General features: G+C 64.6%; 23 protein-coding genes and 2 pseudogenes. 13 read left to right on the forward strand and 12 right to left on the reverse strand.

Features of this window, described 5'->3' with window-relative positions; translation table 11 throughout:
• Positions 1-93: 93 nt before the first annotated feature.
• Genes RBH26_RS15775 through hisC form a run of 3 tightly spaced genes read right to left on the reverse strand, consistent with a single transcriptional unit; the run spans position 94 to position 2,398 of the window.
• Positions 94-708: a CDP-alcohol phosphatidyltransferase family protein gene (locus RBH26_RS15775; RefSeq protein ID WP_306759337.1), complete on the reverse strand. Its 615-nt coding sequence runs from the start codon at positions 706-708 to the stop codon at positions 94-96.
• Complete coding sequence (locus RBH26_RS15780; protein WP_306759338.1) at positions 705-1,238, reverse strand: adenylate kinase family protein; 534 nt, start codon at positions 1,236-1,238, stop codon at positions 705-707. The genes RBH26_RS15775 and RBH26_RS15780 overlap by 4 nt, the downstream gene beginning before the upstream one ends.
• Positions 1,235-2,398, reverse strand: coding sequence for a histidinol-phosphate transaminase (gene hisC / locus RBH26_RS15785; RefSeq protein WP_306759339.1), 1,164 nt, complete (start codon positions 2,396-2,398; stop codon positions 1,235-1,237). Before hisC ends, RBH26_RS15780 begins: the two co-directional genes overlap by 4 nt.
• 254 nt (positions 2,399-2,652) lie before the next feature.
• Here hisC and RBH26_RS15790 point away from each other — a divergent pair, with 254 nt between their 5' ends.
• On the forward strand, positions 2,653-3,624 hold the full coding sequence (locus tag RBH26_RS15790; protein ID WP_306759340.1) for a bile acid:sodium symporter: 972 nt from the start codon (positions 2,653-2,655) through the stop codon (positions 3,622-3,624).
• A 17-nt stretch (positions 3,625-3,641) separates the two neighbouring features.
• Here RBH26_RS15790 and ligA read toward each other — a convergent pair whose 3' ends face one another.
• The gene (gene ligA, locus RBH26_RS15795) at positions 3,642-5,450 is read right to left on the reverse strand and encodes an ATP-dependent DNA ligase LigA (RefSeq protein WP_306759341.1); all 1,809 of its coding nucleotides are present in this window, start codon (positions 5,448-5,450) and stop codon (positions 3,642-3,644) included.
• 155 nt (positions 5,451-5,605) lie between these two features.
• Here ligA and RBH26_RS15800 point away from each other — a divergent pair, with 155 nt between their 5' ends.
• The 5 genes from RBH26_RS15800 (at position 5,606) to RBH26_RS15820 (ending at position 10,884) form a co-directional block, all read left to right on the forward strand.
• Positions 5,606-7,159 (forward strand): hypothetical protein, encoded by a 1,554-nt coding sequence (locus tag RBH26_RS15800; protein WP_306759342.1) that lies wholly within the window; start codon positions 5,606-5,608, stop codon positions 7,157-7,159.
• Positions 7,160-7,291: 132 nt separating this feature from the next.
• The gene (locus RBH26_RS15805) at positions 7,292-7,435 is read left to right on the forward strand and encodes a hypothetical protein (protein WP_306759343.1); all 144 of its coding nucleotides are present in this window, start codon (positions 7,292-7,294) and stop codon (positions 7,433-7,435) included.
• Entirely contained in the window at positions 7,432-8,961 is a 1,530-nt protein-coding gene (locus RBH26_RS15810) for an MATE family efflux transporter (RefSeq protein WP_306759344.1), read from the forward strand. Before RBH26_RS15805 ends, RBH26_RS15810 begins: the two co-directional genes overlap by 4 nt.
• A gap of 113 nt (positions 8,962-9,074) precedes the next feature.
• Positions 9,075-10,067: a 2-phospho-L-lactate transferase gene (gene cofD / locus RBH26_RS15815; RefSeq protein ID WP_306759345.1), complete on the forward strand. Its 993-nt coding sequence runs from the start codon at positions 9,075-9,077 to the stop codon at positions 10,065-10,067.
• Positions 10,068-10,128: 61 nt separating this feature from the next.
• Complete coding sequence (locus tag RBH26_RS15820; RefSeq protein ID WP_306759346.1) at positions 10,129-10,884, forward strand: tRNA-dihydrouridine synthase; 756 nt, start codon at positions 10,129-10,131, stop codon at positions 10,882-10,884.
• A 52-nt stretch (positions 10,885-10,936) separates the two neighbouring features.
• Here the strand turns inward: RBH26_RS15820 and RBH26_RS15825 are convergent, their stop codons facing one another.
• On the reverse strand, positions 10,937-11,278 hold the full coding sequence (locus tag RBH26_RS15825; RefSeq protein WP_306759347.1) for a molybdopterin-dependent oxidoreductase: 342 nt from the start codon (positions 11,276-11,278) through the stop codon (positions 10,937-10,939).
• Between the two features lie 154 nt (positions 11,279-11,432).
• Here RBH26_RS15825 and RBH26_RS15830 point away from each other — a divergent pair, with 154 nt between their 5' ends.
• Both RBH26_RS15830 and RBH26_RS15835 read left to right on the forward strand, forming a co-directional pair.
• Entirely contained in the window at positions 11,433-12,284 is an 852-nt protein-coding gene (locus RBH26_RS15830; RefSeq protein WP_306759348.1) for a triphosphoribosyl-dephospho-CoA synthase, read from the forward strand.
• Positions 12,281-12,886 carry a DUF447 domain-containing protein gene (locus RBH26_RS15835; protein WP_306759349.1) on the forward strand — a complete coding sequence of 202 codons (606 nt, stop codon included), beginning with the start codon at positions 12,281-12,283 and terminating at the stop codon, positions 12,884-12,886. The genes RBH26_RS15830 and RBH26_RS15835 overlap by 4 nt, the downstream gene beginning before the upstream one ends.
• Positions 12,887-12,892: 6 nt before the next feature.
• Here RBH26_RS15835 and RBH26_RS15840 read toward each other — a convergent pair whose 3' ends face one another.
• Positions 12,893-13,903, reverse strand: coding sequence for a hypothetical protein (locus RBH26_RS15840; RefSeq protein ID WP_306759350.1), 1,011 nt, complete (start codon positions 13,901-13,903; stop codon positions 12,893-12,895).
• Between the two features lie 163 nt (positions 13,904-14,066).
• Here RBH26_RS15840 and RBH26_RS15845 point away from each other — a divergent pair, with 163 nt between their 5' ends.
• Entirely contained in the window at positions 14,067-14,261 is a 195-nt protein-coding gene (locus RBH26_RS15845) for a 30S ribosomal protein S17e (protein WP_306759351.1), read from the forward strand.
• Between the two features lie 149 nt (positions 14,262-14,410).
• Here the strand turns inward: RBH26_RS15845 and RBH26_RS15850 are convergent, their stop codons facing one another.
• A complete protein-coding gene (locus RBH26_RS15850; protein ID WP_306759352.1) occupies positions 14,411-14,668 on the reverse strand; it encodes a hypothetical protein in 258 nt (85 codons plus the stop codon).
• A 257-nt stretch (positions 14,669-14,925) separates the two neighbouring features.
• Between RBH26_RS15850 and asd the strand changes: the two genes are divergently transcribed.
• Positions 14,926-15,960 (forward strand): aspartate-semialdehyde dehydrogenase, encoded by a 1,035-nt coding sequence (gene asd / locus RBH26_RS15855; RefSeq protein WP_306759353.1) that lies wholly within the window; start codon positions 14,926-14,928, stop codon positions 15,958-15,960.
• Between the two features lie 183 nt (positions 15,961-16,143).
• Entirely contained in the window at positions 16,144-16,575 is a 432-nt protein-coding gene (locus RBH26_RS15860; protein WP_306759354.1) for an ArsR family transcriptional regulator, read from the forward strand.
• A gap of 100 nt (positions 16,576-16,675) precedes the next feature.
• Here the strand turns inward: RBH26_RS15860 and RBH26_RS15865 are convergent, their stop codons facing one another.
• Together RBH26_RS15865 and RBH26_RS15870 are read right to left on the reverse strand one after the other, a co-directional pair.
• Positions 16,676-17,107 carry a universal stress protein gene (locus RBH26_RS15865; RefSeq protein WP_306759355.1) on the reverse strand — a complete coding sequence of 144 codons (432 nt, stop codon included), beginning with the start codon at positions 17,105-17,107 and terminating at the stop codon, positions 16,676-16,678.
• 242 nt (positions 17,108-17,349) lie between these two features.
• The gene (locus RBH26_RS15870; protein ID WP_306759356.1) at positions 17,350-18,321 is read right to left on the reverse strand and encodes a D-2-hydroxyacid dehydrogenase; all 972 of its coding nucleotides are present in this window, start codon (positions 18,319-18,321) and stop codon (positions 17,350-17,352) included.
• 172 nt (positions 18,322-18,493) lie between these two features.
• Here RBH26_RS15870 and RBH26_RS15875 point away from each other — a divergent pair, with 172 nt between their 5' ends.
• Positions 18,494-19,885 (forward strand): NAD(P)/FAD-dependent oxidoreductase, encoded by a 1,392-nt coding sequence (locus RBH26_RS15875; protein ID WP_306759357.1) that lies wholly within the window; start codon positions 18,494-18,496, stop codon positions 19,883-19,885.
• Positions 19,886-20,018: 133 nt separating this feature from the next.
• On the opposite strand, the gene RBH26_RS15880 is transcribed toward RBH26_RS15875, so the two are convergent.
• The gene (locus tag RBH26_RS15880; protein ID WP_306759358.1) at positions 20,019-20,204 is read right to left on the reverse strand and encodes a hypothetical protein; all 186 of its coding nucleotides are present in this window, start codon (positions 20,202-20,204) and stop codon (positions 20,019-20,021) included.
• Between the two features lie 78 nt (positions 20,205-20,282).
• On the reverse strand, positions 20,283-20,624 hold the full coding sequence (locus RBH26_RS15885) for a hypothetical protein (protein WP_306759359.1): 342 nt from the start codon (positions 20,622-20,624) through the stop codon (positions 20,283-20,285).
• A gap of 18 nt (positions 20,625-20,642) precedes the next feature.
• Here RBH26_RS15885 and RBH26_RS15890 point away from each other — a divergent pair.
• Positions 20,643-20,969, forward strand: a pseudogene (locus RBH26_RS15890) (manganese catalase family protein); the annotation flags it as partial.
• Positions 20,970-21,405: 436 nt separating this feature from the next.
• Here RBH26_RS15890 and RBH26_RS15895 read toward each other — a convergent pair.
• Positions 21,406-21,727 (reverse strand): annotated as a pseudogene (locus RBH26_RS15895) (hypothetical protein); the annotation flags it as partial.

Genomic DNA, 21,727 nt, shown 5'->3' on the forward strand with positions numbered 1-21,727 from the left:
TAAACCATGCGGCGCCGTCCCGAGATGAGAAAACGCTGATAGCTTCGGTTGCAACTCCGTACTGTCGACGATGGGTTCGAAAGCCGATCCGAATCAGTCCAGTGCCGACCAGGAGTGGGCGAACCGCTGGAGTGCGGTGAGGTGACCGACGACCGCGAGGAAGACGAGCAGCCAGCCGATCACCGTGAGTCCGCCGGGGTCGGCACCCGAAAGCGGATAGGCCAGAAAGCCGACGAGGCCGATGATCGCCAGCCGATCTGCGCGACCGACGAGCCCACCGTAGACCCGATCGAGGCCGACGGCCTGGGCCTGCGTGCCCAGATAGGAGGTCATCACGACGCCCGTCACGGCGAGAAAGCCGAGGAAGTAGTCCTCGACGCCGGCGGCCAGCCCACCGATGATGACGATGTCGGCGTACCGGTCGAGGACGTGATCGAGGAGGTCACCTCCCGCGGAGGCGACCTGCTGTTCGCGGGCGAGTGCGCCGTCGATGATGTCCAGCCAGCCGTTCAGGAAGACCAACACCGCGGCCACGACGTACCAGATCGGGTCCGCACGACCGCCGAGCAAGAACGCACCGGCGGCGAGGACCGCCATCCCGAACGCGAGCACGCTCACCCCGTCGGGGGTCATTCCGACGCGATCGAACCCCTTGACGAACGGGTCCAGAAACCGGGAGACGTACGGCCGAAACTTGTCCAGCGTCATTCGAGATACCCCACGAAGTCGACCTCGCCGGCGCTCGGTTCGCGATCGCCCGTCACGACCGCCTCGAGAGCGTCCGCGACGGCCTCGGGGTCGCGATCGGTCGTATCGATCTCGTAGATCGACTCGAGGCCGTGTTCCTCGGCGGCTTCCGCGAGGATGACGTCGAGGGCCTCGCTCTCGGCGTTCTCGGCCGCTTTGGCCTCGGTTTCGCCGCGCTCGCGCAGACGCTTCTCGAGAGTCTCGGGCGCACAGCGCAAGACGGCGACGCGGTCGGCGTCGAAGTGGTGGGCGAGGTGCGATTCGATCAACACGTCCTCGCGACCCTCGAGCCACGACTCGAGCGCGTCGAGGTCGGCGACCTTACTCTCGCGGTCGGCGTCGACCTCGGTGTAGAGTCCCTCCTCCTCGAGGACGGTATTCAAGTGAACGGCCTCGAGATCGGGGTGTTCGTCGTCGTCGAGGCGAGAGGCGAGCAGTTCAGTTGCGGTCGTCTTCCCGGTTCCCGGCGTCCCGGTGACGGCGATCCTCACGTATCGGACACCTCCGGGTCGATGCTCGCGTCGCCGTCGCCACCAGCGTCGGCTTCGGTTTCGGTCTCGAGGTCGGCAAGCACCTCGTTGCACGTCTCGACGGCGCGTTCGGTCTCCTCGTCGGTGCCACAGGTGATGCGGATACAGCCCGGCAGGCCGAAGCTCGTACAGTCCCGGACGATGACGCCGCGTCGTTGCATCGTCTCGGCGACGGTCTCGGCGTCACCGACGTCGACGAGGACGAAGTTGCCTTCGCTCTCCCAGACGTGGGCGTCGATTTCCTCCCGCATGTACTCGCGGGACTCCCGTGCCGTCTCGACGGTGCGTTCGACGTGTTCCTCGTCGTCGAGTGCGGCCAGCCCGGCTCGACAGGCGAGTTCGCTCGCCGCAAACGGCGTGTTCACGCGGGCGTAGGCGTCGGCCCACGAGTCGGGCACGACGGCGTAGCCGAGTCGGACGCCGGCCAGGCCGTAGGCCTTCGAGAACGTCCGCAAGACGGCGACGTCGTCGCGGGCGTCGAACCCGTCCCGACCCTCGATCAGCGCGATGGCGCTGTCCCGGTCGGCGAACTCGCCGTAGGCTTCGTCGACGACCACGAGCGTGTCGTCGTCGGTCTCTTCGGCGATCGTCTCGATCTCCGGGAGCGCGATCGTCGACCCCGAGGGGTTGTGCGGGCTGGTGAGGTAGACGATCCGGTCGCCGTCGTAGGACTCGAGGACGCCCGCAGCGGTCTGTTCGAACTCCTCGGCTTTCGAGAGCGCGTACTCCCGGACGTCGCCGTGGTGGAATCTGGCGCTCATCCCGTAGTAGGCGAAGCCGGGGGTGGGTACGAGGACCGTATCGTCGGGCTCGAGGGTCGCTCGAGAGAGGTAGTCGATCGCACCGTCGCCACCATTTGCCAGCCAGACTTGCTCGTCGGCGACCGACCAGCGGTCGGCGACGGCGGCGGTCAGGTCTGCGTGGGCGGCTTTCGGATAGGAACTCACGCTCGAGGCGGCCTCGCGAAGCGCCACGGCGGCCGCGGGGGAAGGACCGTGTGGGTTCTCGTTGGAGGCGAGTTTGACGAACTCCGAGGGGTCCCGGTCGAGTTCCCGGGCGACTTCTTCGATCCCTCGACCCGCCTCGTAAGCGACGTGATCGGACAGGTCGCGTGGCTGCATACGAGGATGCTGTTGGCCGTGGGTCTTAAGGGTGCTTACCTGTCGTCGCTCATACGGACTGCTGTCCCGATGTGCCGCCGCTCGCCGACCCCGTGTGGCGATCGGCAGGACGTGACGACAGGGGACCTATGAACGGAGCGAACAGGCTTCGGTGGCACATCTCGACAGCATATGTGAGATAATGTCATCCGCATCTGGTCGCTTGAAAAGACCTATATTTGGCCTTTCGAATACTCGCGGCTATCGCTCGACACATGGACCGCATCTGGAACGCCCTCCGTTCGCAACGTTCGCTGCTCGTCGTCGTCGCCGCGACGCTCGCCGGCGTCGCATACCCCGACCTCGCCGCCCCGCTCCAACCGATCATCCCCGCACTCGTCGCCGGACTGATCTTCACGGCGTTTTACGGGTTCAGCTTCGGCGAGCTTACGTCGCAGAACCTCTCGGTTCCGGTCGTCGTCTCGCTCGCCTGTCTCTATCTGGTCGTCCCGGTCGCACTGTATCCGGTCGCCTCCATCGTGCTCTCCGGGGAGGTCTTGCTCGGCGTGCTTATCGTTCTCTCCGCGCCGGTTGCTGCCGGTAGTTCGATCATCTGGACGCGCCTGGGCGGCGGAAATACGCTGCTGGCGACTGTCATCGTCCTCGTCTCGATGGTGCTTGCGCCGGTCGTGATGCCGTCGCTCATCGCGTTTTTCGGCGACTCGGGGGTCGATATCGCCGCCTCCGATCTGGTCGTCGAACTCGCCGCGATCATCGCGGTCGCTGGCGTGTTCGCGTATCTCGTTCCGGACGGAACCGTCTCCGACGGCCAGTTAGACGGGTTCTCGATCGCGGCGATCGGCGCGCTGATCTACGCCGGTGTCGGCGGCTCGACGCTCTCGGTCAGCCCCTTCGATCTCGCGTTCGTCGGCGCGATCGCGATCGCCGCGCTCTGTCTTAGCGCCGGACTCGCGTACGCCTTACACGTCCACGGACTGCGAAACGACGACTGTATCACGGTGTTGTTCTCCAGTTCGATGAAGAACATGAGCGTCTCCGTCATGGTCGGTGCAGTGTTCGGCGGCGGGGCCGTCATCGCAAGCATCACCGCGTTTCACGTCGCCCAGCAGGTCGTGAGCAGTTCGCTCGTCCAGCATCTCGACTCGATTTCGCCCACACAGTCGTCGGAGGCCGTCACCCCGACACAGTCCTCGGAGACGATCACCACGGAACAGCTCGGCGACTGACCGCGTCGGCCAAGCCGCTACCGGAGGCGTTCGATCCGCTCGAGTGAATCCGCGTCTCCCGGGTCCTTATCCGAACGCACGCCCAGAAACCGGGGGAATCGCAGCGCGTACCCGGAAGAGTAGGTCGGCGAGGTCTGGATCTCCTCGTAGCCGACCTCGAAGACGATTTCGGGCTCGAGATCTACCTCCTGGCCCTCCTCGCTTGCGATGTGGGGCTCGAGCAACTCGGTCAGCTCGGCCAATTTCTCGTCGGTGATCCCCGTCGCGACCTTGCCGACCGTCTCGAGGTTCTGCGGTTCCACCGCAGAGCCAGCGGGACTTCGTTCCGCGCTGTCGTCGCCGTCCCGAACGGACAGCTCGAAGGTCCCCAGGAACGTCGCCCGGCGGCCCTCGCCCCATTCGGCGCCCGTGACGACGCAATCGAGCGTCTCGACGTCCGGCTTGCGCTTGCGCCAGTGTTTCCCGCGCCGGCCCGGCGAGTACGTCGACGCGGGGTCTTTGAGCATGATCCCCTCGTGACCCGACTCGAGGGCGTCGGCGTCGATCGCCTCGATCTCGTCGGGGTCGTCGGTCAGCCACAACAGGGACAGCCCCTCGACGTCGCGCTCGTCGTCGACGTCCATCTCGGCTGGTTCGATATCGGTCGTCGTGTCGGAGTCGATCAGCACCTCTCGGAGCCGCTCGTGGCGGATCGTCAGTGGCTCCTCGAGGAGGTCCTCGCCGTCGGCGTGCAGACAGTCGAAGAAGACCGGTCGAACCGTGACGTCCTCGCGGGCCTTTGCGACGTCGTGTTTACGGCGGAAGCGTTTGAGCACCTCCTGGAAGGGAAGGGGGTTGCCGTCGTCGTCGATCGCGACGACCTCGCCGTCCAGAATGGTGGGCTCCTCGAGGGTTTCTTCGGCGTACTCGACGACCTCGGGCAACGCGTCGGTGACGTCCTCCATGTTCCGCGAGAAGACCCTGGTCTCCGACTCGCCAGCAGCATCGAACTCGTGATGTAATTGAATTCTGGCTCCGTCGTATTTCCACTCCACTGCGGCCTCGTCCCACTCCTCGAGTGCGTCGGTCACGGTGCCGGCCTGTGCGAGCATCGCCTGGACGGGCCGGCCGACCTCGAGCTCCATCGCGTCGAGTCCCTCGAGACCCTCCTCGCGGGCGACGCGGGCGACCTGCCCGTAGTCGTTTGACACCTGTAGGGCGCGTTCGACTCGCTCCCCGGGGACGTCGAACGCCTCGCCGATCGCGTCCCGCACCGTCCCCTCGCCGACACCGATGCGCATCTCAGAGAGGACCAGCCGGGCGAGATAGCGGGCCTCCTCGCTCGAGCAGCGATTGAACAGTCCAAACAGGAGGTCGACTTTGCGATCCTGGCTGCCCGATCCCTCGGCAGCGGCAAGGTCGACGAGCGTCTCGTAGACCTCGCGAACGGTGAGGTCGTTATCGTCAGCGCCAGCGTCACCGCCGGTAAAGGCACCAAGCCCCTGTTGGCCGCCGAAATCGTAGCTTGCGGCGACGTCGCCGATCTCGCCGACCTCGGCGAGGCGCTCCTCGACGTCATCGCTACGCACGTTCGTCCCAGCCGCACGCGCAAGCGCTTCGTAACACGCGTTAGGACCGATATCGAGCGTCGTCGAGTCCCAGGCCGGAAACACCCGCCCCTGGACGAAGCGGGCGACGATCTCGACGGTCCGTGGCTCCGCATCCCCGGCGCCGTCCTCACTGTCGCCGGCCTCGTCGAGGAGGTCGCTGACGTGGGCGACGATCTCGAGATCGGCGGGCTCGGCTTCGATCGCGGCGGCGCGGTCGGCGAACGTGGCGAACTCCATCGGCGGTGTGTATCGCCGGCGGGAGTAAAACGGTTCTGAGACGTCGCGCTCGAGTAGCCGTTCGCAAGCGAACGCGTTTCGCTCGGCGAACGACGGCGTCTCCAGGCGTCACTCGAGGGCAGGATTTAAAGACCGTCGCGCTCGCACTCGGAGGTATGCCAGCAGAGGATCTCGCACCGCGGGTTGCAGACGTGTTGTCGGTCGACGGCGACGAGTTTCGCGAGCGAGCCAGGGCCGACGCCGAGGTGATCAAAGACGCCGTCGACGACGGTGTCTTCGACAACCCCCAGGCGATCGTGGGCCTCGAGTACGAGTTCTACGCCGTCAAAAGCGACGACTGTACGTTACGGCGCGTACCCCGGCGGCTGCTCGAGCTCATCGGGTTCGAGAAGGAACTCGGGCTCCACAACGCGGAGATGACGACCAGCCCGCAGCCGCTGAACGCCGACGGGCTGACCGCCCAGGAGGCAGAGGTCAAGTCCCGCCTGCGGACCGCACTCGACGTCACCCAGTCCGAACGCATGCGGCTGGTCAGCGACTCGCTCTGGACGATTCCCGTCGAGGGAGAGGACGCGACGACGTATCTCACCGACAGCATTGAGCGGACGGTTTCGACCCCCGATGGCGACGAGCGGACCATCCGTATCGCGACCAACATGAGCGACTCGGCCCGGTATCACGCAATGGCAAACACCGACCAGGCCGACGCCGCCGGCATGCGCCTCGAGACCCCGCACGTTTCCCTGCAGGCCGACACCGTCATGCCCGAGAGCCTCATCACGTCGATCCAGCCCCACTACCAGGTGCCACACGCCCCCGACCTTCCGGAGTACTTCAACTACGCGCTCCGTGCTGCGGGGCCGTTGCTCGCACTGGGCGTCAACTCGCCGTTTTTCCCGGCGGATCTGTACGACGACGATGCCACGCCCGACGAGATCCTCGAGGACTGCTGGATGGAACACCGGATCAGCGTCTTCGAAACCGTCCTGAACGATCCATCGACCGGTGAGGGAAAGGTCCGGTTTCCCCGCGACCTGTCGACCGTCGAGGAAGCCATCGACCGCATCGCAGACGACGACACCATCGTCCCGATGCCCGTCGAACCCGGCGAGCGCTTCGACGACCAGTTCCCCCACTTCCGGCGCAAACACGGCACCTACTGGCGGTGGATCCGCCCGGTCTTCGGCGGCCCGACCCGCTCGGCCGCCAACGCCCGCATCGAGTTCCGTCCCATCCCAGCCCAGCCGACCGTCCGCGACTCGATCTCCTTCCTCGCGGCCTTCGCCGGCGTCCTCCAGAGTTTTACCCGTCTCGAGCATCCCGTCGTCGAACTCGACTGGCCGGTTGCCCGAGAGAACTTCTACGCGGCGATGCGGGACGGACTCGAGGCCGACCTGACCTGGATCACCAACGACGGGAAGGAGACAACGGACAAGCTCGACCTCTACGAGGACCTCCTCGACCACGCCGAGGACGGCCTGGTCAACCGCGGACTCTCCGAGAAGGAAGCCGCGAAGTATCTCTACCCGCTGCGTCGACGGGTCCGCCAGGGGGTAACGCCCGCCCGCTGGAAACACGAACAGGTCAGCCGTCGACTCGAGGATGGCGCCGACCTCGAGACGGCGATCGGGGAGATGCAACGTGAGTACGTGCGCCGTCAGACGGAGACGCTACTCGAGGGGAGTTTCGCCGACTGGATCGGCGACTAGTCACCCGTTTTCCGTAACGTATTGTCATACGGTCGCCTGTCGTCACTGCCCGCCGATCGCCATCCAAAAGGTACTTGCCCGACTGTCCGGTTAGATAGAACGAGGTTGACTGACCGGCCAGTCAGTTTTCAGATGACGGATTCGACAGAGACGACCGACGAACTCGTGGACGCGACCGACGCCGCGCTGCTCGAGACGTCAGTCCGACGGCAGTCACTCGCCGACGCCGACCTCGGAACGCTCGTCGACATCGAGCGGGAGGTCGATCGGACGTGAGACTCCGCACTCACCTCGAGGCGATCTTCAAATCGCCCGACGAACTCGACCTGACGTCGGGGTCGATCGCGAAGCCACTGATCTATCTCTCGATCCCGCTTGTCATCACCAATCTCCTGCAGGTCGCCTACAACCTCGCGGACACGTTCTGGCTGGGTCAACACAGCACGACGTCGCTCGCGGCGATCAGTTTCGCGTTCCCGATGGTGTTTTTCCTCATCGCGCTCGCGCTCGGCGTCTCCGTCGCCGGAAGCGTCCTCGTCGCCCAGTACACCGGCGCCGACGAGCCCGAACAGGCCGAGTACGCCGCGTCACAGACGGTCTCGTACGCGATCGTCGTTTCGCTCGTTCTCGGCGCGTTCGGCTACGTGTTCGCCGAGGACGTCATCGGCGTACTCGGTGCCGAAGCCGATATCGAACCACTGGTCACCGCCTACATGGAGGTCTACTCGCTCGGGCTGGTGGCGGTGTTTGGCTTTTTCGTCTTTCTCGCGCTCATGCGCGGCTACGGAGACACCGTCACGCCGATGCTCGTGATGTTCGGCTCGGTCGTTCTCAATATCGTCCTCGATCCCTTCCTCATCTTCGGCTTCGAGAACAACCCCCTCTTCGGCTATCTGGGTCTGCGGGGCCTCGAGACCGAACTGTACGCGCTGACAGGGTATGCCGGCTCCGGGATCGAAGGCGCCGCCATCGCGACCGTCTTCTCGCGGGCGCTCGCGTTCGCCGTCGGCCTCGCGATCCTGTTCCGGGGGAGCCACGGTGTCCGGATCCGGCTGTCGGAGATGAAACCCGAACTCGAGTACGGGCGACGGCTGGTCGACATCGGAACGCCGGCCTCGGTCGAGGGGACCGCACGGGCGCTCTCGATCAACTTGCTGTTGATCATCATCGCGATGTTCCCCGAGACGGTCGTCGCCGCCTTCGGAATCGGAACCCGCGTGTTCTCGGTGATCTTCCTGCCAGCGATCGCCTTCTCCCAGGGGATCGAGACGATGACGGGACAGAACATCGGCGCCGGAAACCGGGACCGAGCACGGCGGGCGAACCACTTCGGCGCGAAGATCATGCTCGGTACCCTCACCGGCCTCGGCGTCGTCGCGTTCGTCGCTGCGGCTCCGATCGTCTCCGTCTTCACGACCGACCCGGCGGTCGTCGAGGAAGGGGCGACGTTCCTCCGCGTTACCGCCCTCACGTTCGGCTTTATGGGCGTGATGCGTGCCTACAGCGGCGGTTTCCGCGGGGCCGGCAGGACGATGATCGCCGCGGTGATCTCCGTGCTCACGCTCGGCGTGATCCGCTTCCCGCTTGCGTGGCTCGGCGCGGAACTCGTCGGCTCGAACGGCGTCTGGCTCGCCTTCGCGGTCTCGACGGTCGTCGGCGGCTGTATCGCCTACGTCTGGTTTACACGTGGCGACTGGCTCGAGGAGCCGCTCTCGAGAGCGGATCCCTCGAGCGACGACGATCACGTCGAGAACACCGACGGCATCGGCGGCGACACGGAACGGACTGGCGGGGACGACTGATACGGGCTGTCGTTTCGACGTACGGTCAACCGTATCTCATCTACTGTTTTCTCGTACGACCGACAGTGACTGTTGTCCGACAGTATAAGTAGCCGCGGTTGCGTGTGTTGGACATGGTTACGTTCCTCTCCGGAGGCACCGGAACGCCGAAGCTGTTAGACGGTGCCGGCGCCGTCTTCTCGCCGGAGGAGACCACCGTCGTCGCCAACACCGGCGACGACATCGAACTCGGCGGGCTGTTCGTCTCGCCGGACGTCGATACGCTGTTGTTTCAGGGTGGTGGGGTCCTCGACCGGGAGACGTGGTGGGGAATCGACGGCGATACACACCGGACGAACGCGGCGCTGTCAGAGCTCGCCGAGGCGGCGGGGCTACCCGACGGCCCGCAGTATCTCCCCGAAGCAAAGCAGACCGAGGGTCGGGAGCTTGCGAACTGGCGGCGATTCTCGGGTGTCGCCGAGTTCATGACGATCGGCGACCGCGACCGGGCCGTCCACATCACACGAACGAGTCTGCTCGACGAAGGATACACGCTAACGGAGGCGACCAACCGCCTCGCCAACGCGTTCGGCCTGACGATCGACGTGCTTCCGATGAGCGACGACCCCGTTGCCAGCCTCGTCCACACGGAATCGGGGCTGATGCACTTCCAGGAGTACTGGGTCGCAAACCGTGGCGAGCCGGCCGTCGAGACCGTCGAGTTCCGGGGGTCCGAACACGCCGAACCCGCACCGGGCGTCCTCGAGGCCCTCGAGGATACCGTCGTCATCGGTCCGTCCAACCCCGTTACGAGCATCGGTCCGATGCTGACCCTGCCGGGTGTCGCCGAAGCGCTCGATCGAACGACGGTCGTCGCCATCTCACCGTTTCTCGGTGACGACGCCTTCTCCGGTCCGGCGGGAGATCTCATGGCTGCGGTCGATGCCGAGCCAAGCACCGAGGGCCTCGCGACGGCCTATCCGTTCGCCGACGCCTTCGTCGTCGACGAGGCCGACGATGCCACGTTCGACCGCCCGACGATCCGGACCGACATCCGAATCGACGGCGCCGATGACGCCGCGCGAGTCACCCGCGCGGTCGCCGACGCGATCGAGGCCGTCGAGTAAACCGACCGCAAGCGAGGGCGCGAACGACCACGTTCAAGGCCCTCGACGCCGACGCTCGAGTATGTTCACGCCGCCGCTTGCCCTCGCCAGTCTCAGCGGCGAAGCCGACGCGCAGTGGGCCCGCTCCGGTGCCGACCACGCCGGCGCGGCGTTTCTCGGCGGCATCGCCATCGACGCCGACTCCAGAGCGGCTGCTCGAGAACTGGTCGCTCGTGACCGAAACGAGTTTCTCCCCGACGATCCGCTCGCCTTTATCGACCGCCAGCTCGCCACGCTCGAGGACGCCCCCATCCAGCCGGCGTTCAACGTCCGGAGCGCGACACCCGATCCGATTCCCGAGGCTGCACGGATCTGTCGAAATCGGGATGCTTTCCTCGAGATCAACGCCCACTGCCGACAGGATGAGCTGTGTGCGGTCGGCTGTGGTGAGACGCTCCTGCGTGATGGCGACCGACTCCATGACTACGTCGAACGGGCCGCCGACACCGGCGCCACCGTCGGCGTGAAAGTCCGGACGGAGGTTCCCGGTGTCGACCTGCCGCGTCTGGCACGGGACCTCGAAGCCGCGGGCGCCGACTTCGTTCACGTCGACGCGATGGACTCCGAGTCGGTCGTCCGCGACGTCGTCGACGCGACGGACCTGTTCGTCGTCGCCAACAACGGCGTCCGCGACGACGCGACCGTCCGCGAGTACGTCGACTACGGCGCCGACGCGGTCAGTATTGGCCGCCCCAGCGACGATCCAGTCGTCTTGGCACGCGTTCGCGAAGCCGTTGGCCGCTACCTCGAGTGCGAGCCGACGCCCTCGCGGGAGTAGGATCCACGCGTGGGGGTGCCGATATAATACAGCGATCGATACAGACTACCGTTTATCGGTGTCGAACGCAATCCCGAGACGAAACCAGTATGCGTCGTCGAGACGAGTATGCCGGCGATATCCGCTCGTCCATCGCCCGAACGAGGCTGTACTCGCTGCTCGCGTGTGGATCGGCACGCTCCAGGACGGTTCCGACACGGACGTCTCGCCACGAGAGCCCCTCCGCGATCCACCCTTCGGCGCAGGCGAAATCGTCGGTCTCCGTCTCGAGGGGTAACGACTCGAGTTCCGCGAGGGTGAGTCGAAGCGATCGCTCGACGGTCCCGGTCACCTGAAGCGTCCAGTCGTCAGGATCGGCCGCAGCGGGCACCTCGTGGGTCAGGAGGTCGCTCATCGCTTGGCGTTGCCCTCCCGTCAGCGTAATACGTCACCCGAACTAGTTCGGGGCCACGGCTCGATCGATAGGCACCGACGGCTCGACGGAACCGAGCCCATCGAGACAGGAACAGAAGCACACGCCTAAAGCCATACCACTCGTAGCGAGGGCCATGCGAACGCCAGCGGACAACGCACAACTGGCACTCCTCCTCGAGGTCGCGGGTACGCCCAAACCGGGCAACGTCGACCGCCATCGCGACCTCGAGGACCTGTGGTTCGATCATTTCCTGGCGAGTTCGGTCGGAGTCCGCGAGGGACTCGAACTGGCCGAACGCGGTGAGCCGGTCGGGACGGCTTTCGAACGGGCCGTCGAAGGGATGGCTGCTCAGGGCGGGGGTAACACGCAGTTCGGCGCTCTCCTGTTGCTCGTTCCCCTCGTTCGAGCGGCCCGCGACGATCTCTCGCAAGCCACCCTCGAAACCGTCTGTGAGGACACCACCGTCGCCGACGCGGCTGACTTCTACCGGGCCTTCGACCACGTCGACGTCTTCGTCGACGAGCCGCCGGCGGAGCTGGAACCGCTCGACGTCCGCCGCGGTAGCGACGCGATCCCGGCTCTCGAGGACCGTGGCCTTACGTTACTCGACCTCATGAGCCGCAGCGTCCCGGGCGACGACGTCGCCCGCGAGTGGGTCGAGGGGTTCGAACGGACGTTTACCGCCGCCGAACGGCTCGCAGATGCCGATGGACCACCAACTGATCGTGCGGCACGCGTGTTCCTGTCGCTGCTGGCCGAACGCCCCGATACGCTCGTCGCGACCCGCAGCGGCGAGTCCGTCGCCCAGGACGTGACCGACCGCGCCGCCGAACTGGTCGCACGCGACGCTCTCGAGACCAACCGGGACGCCGTCGAGGCCTTCGCCGACGACCTCGTCGACCGCGGGATCAATCCGGGAACGACGGCGGATCTCACGGCCGCGGGACTGTTCGTCGCCCTCGAGCGCGAGGTGGTAACCGTATGAACGACGGTCCGCGGTCCGAGTCGGACGCGACCGCCGAGTGGCCCGTCTCGCTGTCCGGCGTCACCGAGACCATCGTCACGACGCTGGGACCGAACGGTCTGTGGAACCTCGCCGCACTCGGCGTGTTCGCCGACGACGAAAACGGGCCCGCTACCGCTCGCACGTGGGGCAACACCCGCACTCGCCGGAACTTCCACCGGCAAGGCGAAGGCTACGTCCAGTTCGTCGACGACCCGGTCGTCTTCACCGACGCCGCACTCTCGATCACCGAACGCGAAGAACCCGTCCTCGAGTCCGCAAGCGCGTGGGTCCGCGTCGCTGCCGAACCGATCGACTCCGGGAGCGACGACGGGACCGAGTGGGAAACGTGGGAACTGCGCCCGCTCGAGTCGGCAGTCGAATCGACGACGGTGCCGACGATCGACCGCGGGTTCGGCGCCGTCATCGAAGCCACTGTCGCCGCCTCGCGCCTCGGCGTGGACGGCTACGACGAGACGACGCTTCGAGACCGCCTCGACTACTACGCGTCCGTCGTCGACCGCGCCGGCGGGCCCCGCGAGCGCGAGGCGCTCGAGCGCGTTCGCGAGCACTCGGAGTGGTAACGTAATCTACGCAGGACCGCTGCCGGTGTCGCCGGTTGTCTCGGCCGTCGAGCCGGTCCCCGATCGGTCGGCCTCGAGTGGCTCGTCGTTTTCTGCCTTCTCGACGACCTCGTTGAACCGCTCGGAGCGCTCTGCGATCCACGCCTCCGTCTCCTCGTCGGGCGTCTCGTCGCGTTGTTCGATGAGAAACGTCGTGATGACGACCGTCTTCACCCACGGTTTGACGATCCCGGTGTGGACGACGGCGACACAGCCGGCGATCGCGAGCCACGACAGCGCCTCGAACGTGGTCGGCAACACGTCGATCGCGACCGCGACCGGCGCCAACAGCGTCAACAGGACGAACGACAGCGCGTACATCCCGAAGACGATCACCAACGTCGATCCAAGCACCGGCTTCCACGTTTGGCCATAACAGACGAGCCCCTCGCGGGCCGACTGCCAGCGGTTCTCGTTCCGGTCGACGAACATGTACGCGATGATCGCGTTGTCGAGATAGCCGACCGCGAGGACGACCGCCCGCTGTACGAGTTCGATCAGCGTCTCCAGTTGCGACGGGATCGGGATCGGCACCAGGTTCCGGATCCGGGCGACGGCGCGATTGAACTGCTCGAGGACCGCGTCGATCAGCATACTGACGGTCCACAGCCCGGTCGCGGAGACGAAGTACTCCCGGACCTGGTCCAGTCCGTACCGGATCTGATCGTCGGGAACCTCGTCTTCCTCGACGATGTGTGCGATGACGGCGACGTGCCCGGTCTTGACCAGGTAGAGGACGTACCGGTTTATCAACCGCCACGCGGCCGCGAAGGTAACGAGTCCGAGCACCATCACGCCCGCGACGATGAGCACGCTCCAGCCGCTGTCACCCGCGAGAAACCGGTAGCCGAGCCACGTCACGAGGCCGAGATAGAGAACGCCGAGGCTCGCAAACAGTACGCCGATACCGAACTGCAAGAGGACGTACGGCAACGTCTTCCGATAGACGCTCGTCGCCGCTTTGAAGTGGAGCACCATCGCCCCGACTTGGTCCCGTCTTCGGGTTTAAACTCGAGTATTATTCCTAGTTATTGTGCGCGTGTGACAGTCAGAGAGGCGCTCGTTTCGACCGTACAGGACCAGCCCCGGTCGGACGGCCGAAGAGAAAGGCATTAAGAGCCTCTGGACGGAACCACCCTACATGGCAATCAAACCGGCCTACGTCAAGAAGACCGGGAACCTCCTCCTGGAGCGGTACCCGGACGCGTTCACGACCGACTTCGAACAGAACAAGGAAAGCGTCCAGAAGCTCACCAACGTCGAGTCCAAGGGCGTCCGCAATCGGATCGCAGGCTACGTCACGCGAAAGAAAAGCGCCCAGACGGCGACCGCGTAACCCGGCTTTTCTGACTCGAGTTCAATCCCTGACATCTCAGACGGCCTCGAGAGTCGTCGCTAGGTCACGTCGGTGATCGTTCGGAGTTCGAGAAAACGGATGGTCGAACGCGGGTCGTCGTGTTGATCTCTGACGGATAGGGGTCCGTCTCAGTGGTCGAATCCGGGCTCCATGTAGAGCGCGGCGACAAGTGAGACGACGGCGAAGAATCCGACGATCATGAGACCGGCTATGCCGGTAACGATGTTCATCTCCGTACCGACGACGAGCAGTTCGCCGTCCTGATACCCCGTCCAACCGATGAAGATCGCGACGAGGAACAACACTGCCGAGAGGACGCCGGCACCGGTCTGGAAGCGGGTGTCGAACGGACCGACGCCGCTCGAGTTCGCGGTCGAACTGGTCATCGGGACCACCTCGCGATCGCGTCGGATCGAGCCTGTTTCGATTGCATCGGTCGATAAATTACACTCCGTTTTCTTAACGTCTTCTATGCGACCCGTTCACTTCGACGGCCGTGAACGCTGGAGAACCAAAGGACAGACCGCTTAACGCCGAGCGATACGGAAACCCGCCGCCGTACACGGCGCTTCGAATTGTGTCCCGGTCTCCCGAGAGACGAAAACCCAAACGGTTTTGCGGACACAACACTGAGTCCGGGAAAATGGCAGCACGAGTTGGCGTCCTCGGCGCAACCGGTGCCGTTGGACAGCGACTAATTCAGCTTCTCGAACCCCACCCGGAGTTCGAGATCGCAGCACTGACCGCAAGCGAATCCAGCGCCGGAAAGAGCTACCGGCAGGCCGCGAAGTGGCGCGTCGACAGTCCGATCCCGGACGACGTCGCGGAGATGACCGTCACGGAGACCGACCCCGACGCAGTACCTGACGACGTCGATCTCCTGTTCTCGTCGCTTCCCTCGAGCGTCGGCGAGAAGGTCGAGCCCGGTTTCTGTGAGGCCGGCTACGTCGTCTCGTCGAACTCCTCGAACGGGCGGATGGACGACGACATCCCCCTCGTGATTCCGGAGGTCAACGCCGAACACATCGACCTGCTCGAGGTCCAGCGCGACGAGCGCGGTTGGGACGGAGCGATGGTCAAAAACCCCAACTGCTCGACGATCACGTTCGTCCCGACGCTGGCCGCTCTCGAGGAGTACGGCCTCGAGAAGGTCCACGTCGCGACCCTGCAAGCCGTTTCGGGTGCCGGCTACGACGGCGTCAGCTCGATGGAGATCATCGACAACGCGATTCCCTACATCGGCAGCGAGGAGGACAAACTCGAGACCGAGTCCCGGAAGCTGCTCGGCTCGTTCGACGGCGCCGAACTGAGTCACAACAGCGTCGAGGTCGCAGCCTCCTGTAACCGTATCCCGACGATCGACGGCCACCTGGAGAACGTCTGGGTCGAAACCGAAGAGGACCTGACCCCCGACGAGGCGGCCGAAGCGATGGAATCGTACCCCTCGATCGACCTCCCCTCCTCGCCCGACCAGCTCATCCACGTCTTCGACGACCCCGACCGACCACAGCCACGGATGGACCGCACGCTGGGCGATGGCATGGCCATCGCTGCGGGCGGCCTCCGTGAGTCCACGTTCGACCTGCAGTACAACTGTCTCGCGCACAACACCATCCGCGGTGCCGCCGGTGCAAGCGTCCTGAACGGCGAACTGCTGCTCGAGCAGGGCTACATCTAACGAACCTGGCGATCGGCTTCGGAACCGAACGTCATTTTTCACGCGATCGGAGACGACAGCGACAAGCAGCCGTCGCTGGCTGCTTTTCGAGGGCGTTTCGAACACGCAGCGTTCGTCGGCTCGGTATTCCCGTCCAACGTGATTTGGCGGGGAGTACATACGCGATCGATTCCAACTGGAGATATGCTTCCAGTCATCTCCGATCCCGAATCCCTCTCGACTCCGTCCGGGCACGTCCCTTCGGCAACCGACTCACAGTTCGACGTGCTCGCGGATCGGCGCCGCCGATCGGTGCTCGGCTATCTGGACGCCACCGAGGGGCCGGTCTCGCTTTCCGACCTCGCAGACCACCTCGTACTCGAAGACCACGCGGAAGCCGACGGCGCCCTCGCCAGTTGCGGTGACGCGCTGTTCGGGACGCGTCGCCGCGTGCAGCTCTCGCTGCGTCACAGCCACGTACCCAAGCTGGCCGACGCCGGCGCCGTCGACTTCGATCACGACACCAACACCGTCACCTTGTGTGACCGGGGCGCGAAACTGCTCGCCCGCGCGGAGTCGATCGACGCGGACGACTCACACCAAGACGAGCATATGACCGAAACGCCGACGCCGTAACTCGTTGCATCGGAGACCTGTCTCGGGAGGACGAAACGGAGAGTGGAAAGAACACGTTTTTCGCGGCGCTTTGCAGCCGTCGTGCCGTCTGTCGACGGTGTTAGGACTCGTCCTGTGGTAAGGCAACGACCGGAACGGACGCCTCCTTGACCATCCGTCGAGCGACGTCACCAGTGAGCAGTTCCGCCAGCCGGTTGCCCTTTCGCGGGTTGAACACGACGGCGTCGACATCGCGATCCTTGGCCTCGTCGAAGACCCGTTCGACGACGTCGGTCCCGTAGAGAACGTCCGTCTCGACCGCCGTCTCGGTCGACTCGAGGACGCCGCGCGTGCGCTCGAAGATCTCTTCGGCGTACTCCCTGCGCTGGTCCATCGGCGCCTTGTCGATCGAGCCACCAGCCTTCTCGATTACGTTGACGACGACGATAGTACTGGTCGGCGTCAGATACGGCATGAGCGACCTCGCAGTCCGCTCGCCGTCGTCCGGATCCGCCGCAGGGACGAGTACCGTCCCCTCGAACGCGAGCGTCATCGCGATCGCCCTCCTCGAGTCGTCGGTCGGTTTCGTCCATGCGATCGGCCACGGTCGATGGCTGCTGTGCGGTCCATACCCCGAGTTCACGTGTCGGCGCCAAAAAACTGCAGTTCGCGACGTCGACTCGAGTCGATCGGTACCCGACGATCCATACGGACCCCTGTCGTCAGTCCCGACACACCCACGACCCGGCTGCGGATGCACCGGGATATCGGAACAGGAGACCGCGTGGGAGGACGTTACGGCAGCACCTGGTTCTTCAGGTCCGCGTCCGATTCGTCGGCGAACCGACGGGCGTTCGTCGCGACGATGTCGGCGAGCCGTTCGTAGTACTCGGGCGTGTGGCCGGCGTTGTGTGGCGTGATCTGGACGTTCTCGAAGGTCCACAACGGATGATCCTCGGGCAGCGGCTCCGGATCGGTGACGTCGAGTGCGGCACCGCGGATCCAACTCGAGCGCAGCGCTTCGACGAGCGCGTCGGTGTCGACGACCGGACCGCGGGCGACGTTGACGAGGACGGCGTCCGGATCGAGCGTGACGAACGCCTCCCGATCGATCAGTCCGCGCGTCGTCTCCGTCAACGGACAGGCGAGGACGAGGTAGTCCGTCCGTGCGAGCGCGTCGTGGAACGGCTCGTCGTCGAAGCCGATCACTTCGTCAGTCTGACCACCCTTCTCGGGCGTGTAACGGACGCCGACCGTCTTGACGCCGAACGGCTCGAGGCGCTCGGCGACGGCCTCGCCGAGAGCACCCAATCCAACGATCGTCACCGTCGATCCCTGCAACTCGTATGCCTGGTAGTGGCGCCACTCCCGGCGTCGCTGCTGGCGAGCGCCGACGTGGAACCGGCGGGTGAACCGAAGGATCGACCCCAGGACGTGTTCGCCAATATTCGGCCCGTGGACTCCCGAAGCGTTCGTTACCGCGACCCCGCGTTCCTCGAGTCGCTCGATGGGGAGGTGGCCGGTCCCAGCGTAGGCACAGGCGAACACCTCGAGGTTCTCGGCAGCCTCGAGGAGTTCCTCGTCGAGGGTCATTCCGGTGACGAACCGAGCGTCTTCGATCGCTGTGCGCTCTTCCGCTGGGGTGCGCGCGAGGCCGACTGTCCTCTCGGGGAGTCGATCACGGATCGACGCGGCGTACTGTTCGACCGGCATCCCGTGGGTGCCCTTCCGGAGAACGAGCACGTCGGGTGCGTCGTCATTGCTCATGTCCGTGGCGTCGGGTAGCAATCTCAAAAGTGTTCGTCTCGCAGAACGAGCGGCGACGGCGAGAGCGTGACTCTCGACCGTCGGTGCCGACACCGAAAACAACCACGGGAGTTGTTCCCACCAGCGGGACGTTCAGGCAATTTAATAATGCGCCGCTGAGTCTCAACGGAGTATGGAACGCGTTGACGTCGCGATCGTCGGTGGCGGGCCCGCAGGGGCCTGTGCGGCCGAGCGGGCCGCGGCACACGGTGCCGAGACTGTCCTCTTCGAACAGGGCGTCCCGCGGGAGGACCGCGACGGCCTCGGTCCCGACTCTACGGACGCCGCCGGCATGCTCGACTACTGGATCGATATCATGGACTTCGACATCCGGGAGATCCCCGACGATGTCGTTCTTCGGGAGCTCGAAGCCACTGAGTTCATCGGTCCCTCGACGAGCGTCGAACTGACGACGACGGGGATCGACGCCAACTACTCCAAGTTTGGCTATACATTCCACCGCGCGCGGATGGACGACTGGCTCCACGAACGCGCCACGGACGCGGGCGCCGACCTCCGTGTCGGCACGGGCGTCAAAGACCTCGAAACAGACCTGCGTGCCTCGAGTCCGAACGGGCCGACTCACACGCTAACCCTCTCGAACGGCGACCAGCTCGAGGCCCAGTACGTCGTCCTCGCAGACGGCCCACAGCGCCGCGTCACGTTGGGCGCACTCGACCAGTTCACCGCACCTGGTCGCAGCGTGTCCGATTATCTCTCGCCGCCGGAAGCAAATCACATCGCCTACCAGGAGTACCGAGAGTTCCCGGACGAACTGTTCGAGGACGACCGGCTCAAGTTCTGGTGGGGGTACATGCCCGGCGAAACCGCCTATCCGTGGGTGTTCCCCAACGACGGAACGGTCGCTCGCGTCGGGCTGACGATGCCTATCGGGATGGAACTCGAGGACGTCGACGATCCAAGCGCCTACAAGCTCCTGCGACCGGACGACGAGAAGCTCCCGTCGGGTTCGGAGTATATCCGCCGCCTGCTCGAACTCGAGTACGGCGACGAGTACGATATCGAGACCGACATCCCGGTCGTCGAGGAGCGCGGTAAGTCAAACGGCACCGAGACGTATCCGATCTCTTCAACGCAGCCGATCGACTCGCCCGTTGGCGCCAACATCGCTGTCGCCGGCGGTGCGATGGGAGCGACCTCGGCGTTTCACGAAGGCGGCTACCACGTCGCCGTCCGGACGGGGAAGATCGCCGGCCGACTGGCCGCAACCGACTCCCTCGAGAACTACAACGACGTCTGGAAGCGTGCGATCGGCGACGAGATTCTCCGCAACGTCTCCTTTGCGGATATCGTCGCGGACTACGAACCTGCCGACTGGGACTGGGCGTTCGACGTCGTCAACGACATGCAAGGCAACGATCAAACCGCCGCAAACGACCTGATCACCCGCGGCTACTCGGCCGGACTCGACGCCACGAAGATCATGTTGGCCTACAAGAAACGGAAGTTCGGCTACCGCGACGGCGGCTACGTCCAACTGCCGGAAAACGAGTATTTCTACTGAGCTCGAAACGGCTCGAGATGAGCGTCGTCGGACGCTCGCTTGGCTCATGTCGTTTCGTACGAAGTGCTTGCCAGTGCCGTCACACCCTCGATCCGGCTGCAAGCGTGCCGGGAAGTCGGTACAGCGACCCGTATCAGAGCAGCTCATCGTCGGCATCGAGATCGTCCTCGAGTTCGCGCAGTTGTGGGTCGTCACACTCACAGAACGCCGACTGACCCACCGGTTTGCACGTCCCGTCGGACCAGACGTGGACGATACCGATCGCACCGCAGTGTATGCATTTGGCTGCGGCACGTCGTCGATCGTCGTTTTCGCCCACGGAAGTCACCTCATGGCCAGTGCGTACTACAGCGAGTGAGGAAAAACCCCAGTCCCGACCGACGTGGACGACCGAACGTCAGTCGATACCGGAGCCATGATTCTCGAGGCCAACAGTCACGTAACTCCGTTTCGTCTCCGGTGGCGAGCCACAAATCTCTCCGAGTGAGTGGCTCTCCCCTGGCTGTGAGACGGCTTGTCCAGTCTCGTCGCTGGCCGTCGCCGTGAACAGATACGCCTGGTACGACTGCGCGTAGTCGTACGTGATCAGCTGCGTCTCGTATGTCTCCGGGAGACTCTGCGGTCGCCACGACAACGATTCGTCGATCGTGAACCCGCTTCCTGGCGTATACTGATACGGGAACATCACGCCCTGATCGATCTCCCGCTGACCCGGTGTCTCCGCTCCGCTGGAAGTCACACTCGAGTCGGAGCCTAGATCTACGCCAACGTAATGGCCGAGTCGACCGGCCGGTTGCTTGCGACACGTCTCTACGAACTCACCGACGATCCCGGTATGCAAGAGATGCGCTTCTACCTCATCGCCCGGGACACGATGCATCAAAACCAGTGGCTCGAAGCCCTCGAGGCGCTGCGCCGGACAGCACGGGTGAATTCTCCTCTGCAGCCGAACAGTCAGGCGACGGCGAGGTCGTTGCACCCAATCCAGACCCACGGACGTACAACGATCCCGAGGAACACGACCAGTAAGCGATGGGATGGCTCGGGTCCTCGAAACAAAAGGAGTGTGACCGCGACAGTCTGAACACTGCACTGAAAGGGTTAAACGGCACACGCCCCTACGTGGGAGTGCGTGCCTTTAGTCCCCGTCCGAGCAGACCCATTCGGGTGCGATGACAGCACGGCGAACCCGGGCACGCGATAAGCGACTCGGTGGGCCTCGCCCACCCGATCGGGGAGCACGATCGCTCCTCCGCCCGGCACGAGGGTTAGCCAGCCGACGCGGCACGCTGCCACGGGATGAGGCTGGACGTTAGTGTTCCGGGCGATATCGTTTCCATAGCGCTCGAAAGTGGCTACATTCTGACGAATGAAGAAAGCCGCCTCCGTACCGTAGAATCTCTACGTGGTAGTGTATCTGATGAGCAGTCGACTGGTGGCTACACGGTCCACGCTATCGAACTAACGCTGACCTCCGAATTGATCACTTACTTTGGACAGTCCAAGAAGTCGGCGTTCGATTATCGGTGTCGATCAGAGTTCGATGACGCCACCGGTTCGCTATAGATAACCGATTCCATATCAGAACCGGTGATAGTGACGTCCTGTTCCCAGGCTGCAATCTGCAGGGAGAGTCCCTCGATGTTCGCGTGTTCGTTGTCCAAAAAGTAGTACAGGACGTACCGGCGGCGTGACTCAGAGAGAAGATCATAGACTGCGTCCAGCGAGTCGTCTTCTGATTGCATGGTTATCAATTGCTCCTGCCCTCGAATAAGATTCGCTCCAAAAATGTTTGGCAGCGGCTGCAATACACTCAATCGATGAAGAGGCTCGTCGCTACGG

Origin of the sequence: Natronolimnohabitans sp. A-GB9, assembly GCF_030848565.1 — an archaeon.
Classification (GTDB): domain Archaea; phylum Halobacteriota; class Halobacteria; order Halobacteriales; family Natrialbaceae; genus Natronolimnohabitans.